Origin of the sequence: Proteus sp. G2675, assembly GCF_963886535.1 — a bacterium.
GTDB classification, from domain to species: domain Bacteria; phylum Pseudomonadota; class Gammaproteobacteria; order Enterobacterales; family Enterobacteriaceae; genus Proteus; species Proteus mirabilis.
Genome location: NZ_CAWPCB010000025.1, coordinates 1 through 4,970, shown reverse-complemented (window position 1 = coordinate 4,970; position 4,970 = coordinate 1). Strand labels below are relative to the sequence as shown.

The following is a 4,970-nucleotide window of genomic DNA, read 5'->3' as shown; positions in this document are numbered from 1 at the left end:
GCGAAGCTCCTGATCGAAGCCCCAGTAAACGGCGGCCGTAACTATAACGGTCCTAAGGTAGCGAAATTCCTTGTCGGGTAAGTTCCGACCTGCACGAATGGCGTAATGATGGCCAGGCTGTCTCCACCCGAGACTCAGTGAAATTGAACTCGCTGTGAAGATGCAGTGTACCCGCGGCAAGACGGAAAGACCCCGTGAACCTTTACTATAGCTTGACACTGAACATTGAGCCTTGATGTGTAGGATAGGTGGGAGGCTTTGAAGTGTGGACGCCAGTCTGCATGGAGCCAACCTTGAAATACCACCCTTTAACGTTTGATGTTCTAACCTAGGCCCATAAACTGGGTCGGGGACCGTGTCTGGTGGGTAGTTTGACTGGGGCGGTCTCCTCCTAAAGAGTAACGGAGGAGCACGAAGGTTGGCTAAGCATGGTCGGACATCATGCGGTTAGTGCAAAGGCATAAGCCAGCTTGACTGCGAGAGTGACGGCTCGAGCAGGTACGAAAGTAGGTCTTAGTGATCCGGTGGTTCTGAATGGAAGGGCCATCGCTCAACGGATAAAAGGTACTCCGGGGATAACAGGCTGATACCGCCCAAGAGTTCATATCGACGGCGGTGTTTGGCACCTCGATGTCGGCTCATCACATCCTGGGGCTGAAGTAGGTCCCAAGGGTATGGCTGTTCGCCATTTAAAGTGGTACGCGAGCTGGGTTTAGAACGTCGTGAGACAGTTCGGTCCCTATCTGCCGTGGGCGTTGGAAGATTGAGAGGGGTTGCTCCTAGTACGAGAGGACCGGAGTGAACGCACCACTGGTGTTCGGGTTGTCATGCCAATGGCATTGCCCGGTAGCTAAGTGCGGAAGAGATAACCGCTGAAAGCATCTAAGCGGGAAACTTGCCTCGAGATGAGTCTTCCCTGTCGCTTTAAGCGACCTAAAGGAACGTTTAAGACTAAGACGTTGATAGGCTGGGTGTGTAAGCGTAGCGATACGTTGAGCTAACCAGTACTAATGAACCGTGAGGCTTAACCTGACAACACCGAAGGTGTTTTGTCAGAGAGACAAAACGATAAAGTCAGCTTGTTCAAGATTAAATTACTGGTGACTTACCGAAAGGAAAGAAGCGAGTAATAGACAGAATTTGCTTGGCGGCCATAGCGCGGTGGTCCCACCTGATCCCATGCCGAACTCAGAAGTGAAACGCCGTAGCGCCGATGGTAGTTTGGGGTCTCCCCATGTGAGAGTAGGGAACTGCCAAGCATTAAATAAGACGAGAAAGCCAACCCACTGGGTTGGCTTTTTTGCGTTTATTCTATTTCGCTTACGTTAAATTCTTTATTTATCGTAATAAAACTAGACTTAATAAACTCCCTCAATTTGCCACAGTAATAAATTGTTTTTATTAAAAAATAATCATAAATACCCTTTATATTCCCATTTCTTTATTTCTTGAAAACTGTAAATTTATAAAAAAAACACTTATACACATATATTTAACATTATTTTTATGCAACACTATTTGTCATACAAATGAGTTTATAAATGAGTCTCGGCTTATTTACTTACTCTACATAGATAAAAGCAATGGGAGCATAAGTATGGATGTTAATTTTTATGTAACATGCATTGGTGACGCTTTAAAGTCTCAGATGGCAAGAGATAGCGTATTGCTGTTAGAAAAACTAGGCTGTCGAGTTCATTTTCTCGAAAAACAGGGCTGTTGTGGTCAACCTGCTATTAATAGTGGATATATTAAAGATGCCATTCCAGCGATGAAAAACTTGATTAAAACCTTTGAAGTTAATGACTATCCTATTATTTCTCCTGCTGGATCATGTTCTTTTGCTATTAAAAGTTATGCTAAATATCTGGTAAATGAACCTGACTGGGCTATTCGTGCAGAAAAAATAGCTAATCGCATGTTTGATCTCACCTCCTTTATCGTTAATCAATTAAATATTGTGGATGTAGGTGCAAGCCTTAAAGGAAAAGCTGTTTATCATCCATCTTGTAGCTTATTTCGTAAAATGGGAGTGAAAGAAGAGCCACTCACATTATTACGCCATGTAAAAGGGCTAGAATTATTACCTTTTGACAATATGGAAACCTGTTGTGGTTTTGGGGGGACGTTTTCGGTAAAAATGGCTGAAATTTCAGGTGAAATGGTCAAAGAAAAAGTTCATCACATTATGGATGTTCATCCTGACTATTTAATTGGTGCGGATGTCAGTTGCTTATTAAATATAGGTGGTCGTTTAGAGAGAGAAGGTCGTCCAGTTAAAGTGATGCATATTGCGCAAGTATTGATGAGCAATGAGGAGGAATTATGTCATTAAAAACAAGCTCTCTTCCTTTTAAAACGCTAATTGATCGTCAAGTTCACGATCAAATTATGCAAAAAGCCGTTGCTAATGCGCAAGAAACTATTGGCCGTAATCGTCAAAAAATGGTTGATGAATTAGGACACTGGGAGGATTGGCGGGATAGAGCGGCACAAATTCGTGATCATGTACTTGCTAATTTAGATGCCTATTTATATCAATTATCTGAAAAAATAGAACAACATGGTGGGCATGTTTTCTTTGCTCAAACGAAAGAAGAAGCCTCTCAATATATTCTCAATATTGCAAAAGAGAAAAAAGCCAAAAAAATAGTCAAAGCCAAATCAATGGTGACGGAAGAAATTGGCTTAAACCCTGTATTAGAAAATGCAGGTATTAATGTTATTGAAACCGATTTAGCCGAGTTTATTCTTCAACAAGCAAAAGATGCCCCATCTCATGTAGTGGTCCCTGCTATTCATAAAAATAGAGCTCAAATACGTCAAATATTTCATGACAAACTGGGTTATAACGGCTCAGATACACCAGAAGAAATGACGCGTTTTGTTCGCCAGAACATTAGAGACGATTTTTTTACTGCCGATATCGGTATTACGGGGTGTAATTTTGCGGTAGCAGAAACAGGTTCTGTTTGTTTAGTCACTAATGAAGGTAATGCACGATTAAGTACAACATTACCCAAAACGCATATTGCGGTGATGGGGATGGAACGTATTGCACCTACTTTTAAAGAGGTAGATATCTTAATTACCATGTTGGCCCGTAGTGCAGTAGGGTTACGTTTAACGGGCTATAATACATGGCTTACTGGCCCTAAAGAGAATGACAACGTTGATGGCCCAGAAGATTTCCATCTTGTTATTGTAGACAATGGCCGCTCGAAGATCATTGGTTCTGAATTTAAAGATATTTTACGTTGTATCCGTTGTGGTGCTTGTATGAATACTTGCCCTGCTTATCGCCATATTGGCGGTCAAGGATATGATTCTATCTATCCAGGCCCTGTTGGTGCCGTCTTAACGCCACTACTTGGTGGATATAAAGACTTTAAAAACCTGCCTTATGTCTGCTCATTATGTACTGCTTGTGATAGCGTTTGCCCAGTAAAAATACCTTTATCAAATCTTATAAAGAAACATCGTGAAGTCATGGTAGAGCAAGGTATAACACCGACAACTGAACGTAATATTACTCGGGTATTTAATTATGTGAACCGCCATCCTATGTTATGGAAAGTTGGGATGAATATGGGGGCTCATGCTACAAAATGGTTTATTAAAGAAGGTAAAGCGCCATTAAATATCGGTGCAATAAAAGCATGGACAGAAGCGAGAAATTTACCTGAAGGTGATGGTGAAAGTTTTCGTAGTTGGTTTAAAAAACACCAAAAAGAGGAGAAATAAGAGATGGATAACAATATGGATAACAATAAAGAACGCTTTTTATCAAATCTTGCTTCTCAATTAGGTAGGTCGTTAAAAACGCAACCTGAAGCTTTACCTGAACCAGTAAATTTATATCCAGAACAACGATTAACGGAGCTTTCTGATGATGAACTTTATCAATATTTTCTCAATACAGCTCAGTTAGCAGGAAGTACTTATGAAACGACAACATTGTCATCTTTACCTAAGCATTTAGAGACTCTTTGTGAACAGTATGGTTTACCAGTGATATTAACGGGTGATCCACGATTACAGGAAAGTGGGGTGATTGATTATTTATCAGAACACTGTCATGCCAATATTTGGGATCATACTGAGGGTAAAAAAAATATTGAACGGGTAAAAGAGGCAAAAGTCGGAATTGTATTTGCTGAATATGGACTTGCAGAATCTGGCGGTGTTGTTTTATTTTCTGGGGCTGACAAAGGAAGAAGTGTTGGATTGATCCCTGAAACCACGATTTTTGTACTAAAACGCAGTACGATTTTACCTCGAGTTGCTCAGTTAGCAGAAAGATTACATCAAATGGCATTAAAAAATATAAGAATGCCTTCTTGTATTAATATTATTAGTGGTCCTAGTTGCACATCAGATATTGAATTAATTAAGGTTGTTGGTGTTCATGGCTCTTTAAATGCGATTTATGTGATTATTGAAGATTGTTAAATTAAGTCACGCGCCTCTTTATCCAAAGCACCGTAAAACCCCGTCCTTCAGGTCGGGGATAGGGGATATAAGGCGCGGTTTTTTAACTAACGAGGTGTTTCCTGTTGCTCAATGTACTGGTGGATAATGGATATTGGTGCGCCACCACAACTCCCCGCGAAATAACTCGGCGACCAAAGAACCCCCTTGTAGTAATCACGTTGGGCAATATCAGGGCGATCACGTCGAAGTAATCGACTCGATACCCCTTTAAGGCTGTTAACCAGATTAGATATCGCCAGTTTTGGCGGGTAATTAATCAGTAAATGAACGTGATCCCGTTCCCCATCCATTTCAACCAGTTCAACATCAAAATCAGCACAAACACTGGCAAAGTAGCCTCGCAATTTTTCAATTGCTTCCTGATCAAATATTTTTCGCCGGTATTTTGTGACAAAGACCAAATGGACGTGCATCAGGAATACACAATGTCTGCCACGGCGAATATTAGTTTCATTTTTCATAGACCAAAGTATAAT

4 protein-coding genes and 2 rRNA genes are annotated in these 4,970 nt (G+C 41.0%); 5 read left to right on the top strand and 1 reads right to left on the bottom strand.

Features of this window, described 5'->3' with window-relative positions; translation table 11 throughout:
• From AACQ49_RS06605 to AACQ49_RS06585, 5 genes are all read left to right on the top strand, one after another.
• Positions 1–1,032: ribosomal RNA gene (locus tag AACQ49_RS06605) — 23S ribosomal RNA — on the top strand; the annotation flags it as partial.
• Positions 1,033–1,143: 111 nt separating this feature from the next.
• Positions 1,144–1,259: ribosomal RNA gene (gene rrf / locus AACQ49_RS06600) — 5S ribosomal RNA — on the top strand.
• Between the two features lie 338 nt (positions 1,260–1,597).
• Complete coding sequence (locus AACQ49_RS06595; RefSeq protein ID WP_017628596.1) at positions 1,598–2,335, top strand: (Fe-S)-binding protein; 738 nt, start codon at positions 1,598–1,600, stop codon at positions 2,333–2,335.
• Positions 2,326–3,744, top strand: a complete 1,419-nt coding sequence (locus AACQ49_RS06590; protein ID WP_004246616.1) for a LutB/LldF family L-lactate oxidation iron-sulfur protein — start codon at positions 2,326–2,328, stop codon at positions 3,742–3,744. Before AACQ49_RS06595 ends, AACQ49_RS06590 begins: the two co-directional genes overlap by 10 nt.
• Positions 3,745–3,759: 15 nt before the next feature.
• Positions 3,760–4,452 carry a LutC/YkgG family protein gene (locus AACQ49_RS06585; RefSeq protein WP_012368603.1) on the top strand — a complete coding sequence of 231 codons (693 nt, stop codon included), beginning with the start codon at positions 3,760–3,762 and terminating at the stop codon, positions 4,450–4,452.
• A gap of 86 nt (positions 4,453–4,538) precedes the next feature.
• Here AACQ49_RS06585 and tnpA read toward each other — a convergent pair whose 3' ends face one another.
• Entirely contained in the window at positions 4,539–4,955 is a 417-nt protein-coding gene (tnpA, locus tag AACQ49_RS06580) for an IS200/IS605 family transposase (RefSeq protein ID WP_161778946.1), read from the bottom strand.
• Positions 4,956–4,970 lie beyond the last annotated feature (15 nt).

Bases quoted from the DNA above. Each gene is read 5' to 3' on its own strand.
- AACQ49_RS06590 (WP_004246616.1), top strand. From the start codon at position 2,326: ATGTCATTAAAAACAAGCTCTCTTCCTTTTAAAACGCTAATTGATCGT.
- tnpA (WP_161778946.1), bottom strand. From the start codon at position 4,955: ATGAAAAATGAAACTAATATTCGCCGTGGCAGACATTGTGTATTCCTG.
- AACQ49_RS06595 (WP_017628596.1), top strand. From the start codon at position 1,598: ATGGATGTTAATTTTTATGTAACATGCATTGGTGACGCTTTAAAGTCT.
- AACQ49_RS06585 (WP_012368603.1), top strand. From the start codon at position 3,760: ATGGATAACAATAAAGAACGCTTTTTATCAAATCTTGCTTCTCAATTA.